Below are 1801 nucleotides of genomic sequence, written 5' to 3' on the forward strand. Positions count from 1 at the left end.
CCTTGTGATGGTCTGGCGCTGATATAGGGCATGGCGGGCGGGACAAGGCACCACGCACCTTCACCCCGCGCGCGAAACGCGCCGGTGGCATGGCCTAAGACGGAGAGCGGCTCCCATGCTCGGGCACTTGCGCAAGCAGGGTGAGCGTTCCGGGCCAATCCTCCCCCACCTGACGGGAACGGCTATACGCCCATCCCGGTTCATGGGGTGTCGTCGGCTCGGGCCCGTCCAGGCCGGGCGGGATCGGAGAGAACCGAGCATGGGGGCAGTGGCCGTGGCGAGACCGGAGCCGACGCCCTTCTGGTCGGCGCTGTTCACGGATCGACGGATCGCGCCGGCCCTCGGCCTCGGCTTCACGTCGGGCATCCCGTTCCTTCTCGTTTACTCGACGCAATCGGCCTGGCTGTCGGACATCGGGATCTCGATCGCGACCATCGGGCTCCTGAGCGAGCTGACCCTCGCCTACAAGTTCAAGTTCCTTTGGGCGCCGTTCCTCGACCGGTACGATCCGCCCTTGCTTGGCCGCCTCCTCGGCAGAAGGCGAGGCTGGATCGTTGCCGCTCAGCTCGGGGTTATGGCGACGGTCGCCGGCATCGCGTTCGGCGATCCGGCGCATGTCCTCGCTTGGACGATCGTTTTCTCGCTGGCCCTGGGGTTCGCCGGCGCGACGCTCGACCTCGTGATCGACGGCTGGCGCATCACCAGCGTCCGCCCCCCGGAGAAGCAGGCCGTGCTCTCGTCCTGGACCGAGATCGGCTGGCGGCTCGGCAACCTCGCGGCCGGGGCGGGCGCCTTGTTCCTGGCCGACAGGATCGGCTGGCGCGGCGCCTACCTCTGCATGGCTGCGCTGATGCTCATCGGCATGGTCGCGGCCGTGCTCGCGCCGGAGCCGCCTTCGGACAAGCGCCCCCATCTGGCCAGAGCCGGCTTCCTTGAAACCATCTGGGCACCGATCCGGGAACTTCTGACGCGTCTCGGCCCTGCGGCACCCGTCATCCTGCTGCTCGTCGCCGGGTTCCGGATGCCGGGCTACGTCGCGAGTGCGATGGCCATCCCGTTGTTCAAGCACCAGGGTTTTTCCAATACCGACATCGCAACCGTCACCAAGCTCTTCGGCTTCTGGATCGCGCTCGGCGGCACCTTCCTGGCCGGCGCTCTCATCCCGCGGATCGGCATGCTGCCGAGCCTCCTCATCGGCACGGTGGCGGGCTCGGCCTCGCATCTGAGCCTCGCGTACCTCGCCGCGCACGGAGGTGACGGCGGAACGGCCTTCTGGACCTTCGCGGTGGCCGTCGGCATCGACGGCTTCGCCTACGCTTTCGCATCGGTCGTACTGATCACCTACATGTCGACGCTCGCATCGGCCGATCACGCGGCGAGCCAGTTCGGGCTCCTGACTTCGCTGTGTGCCTTCCCGGGCAGCGTGCTGGCCGGCTTTTCGGGCTTCGTGATCGAGCGGACGGGCTTCAACTGGTTCTTCGTCGGGACGTCGCTGATCGGGCTGCCGGTGGCGCTGCTTGCGGTCTATGTCTGGGCGAAGGTCGGCATCTCCGACGAGACCGCTCCGCTCTCACCGGCCCCGGCAAAAGGCCAGACTTGACGTCCGGTCGGGCCTAAGCCGGTCGCTCACGGACGAACCGCGAACACTCCGGGCGTCCGTGAAAGGGGCCGGCGAATTGCGGCTCACACGATTCCCGTCGCGTAAAACACCCCGATCACCACGAACACCGCCACCGTCTTCAACATCGTGATCGCGAAGATGTCGACGTAGGACTGCCGGTGGGTGAGGCCGGTCACCGCC

1 protein-coding gene is annotated in these 1801 nt (G+C 67.5%); it reads left to right on the top strand.

The annotated features are described in order from the left end of the window. The first annotated feature begins 259 nt into the window (after window positions 1-259). Window positions 260-1600 (top strand): MFS transporter, encoded by a 1341-nt coding sequence (locus ACFE7U_RS05290; protein WP_375408686.1) that lies wholly within the window; start codon window positions 260-262, stop codon window positions 1598-1600. Window positions 1601-1801: the final 201 nt, after the last annotated feature.

The organism is uncultured Methylobacterium sp., from assembly GCF_964251405.1.
Classification (GTDB): Bacteria; Pseudomonadota; Alphaproteobacteria; order Rhizobiales; family Beijerinckiaceae; genus Methylobacterium.

Bases quoted from the DNA above. Each gene is read 5' to 3' on its own strand.
- ACFE7U_RS05290 (WP_375408686.1), top strand. From the start codon at position 260: ATGGGGGCAGTGGCCGTGGCGAGACCGGAGCCGACGCCCTTCTGGTCG.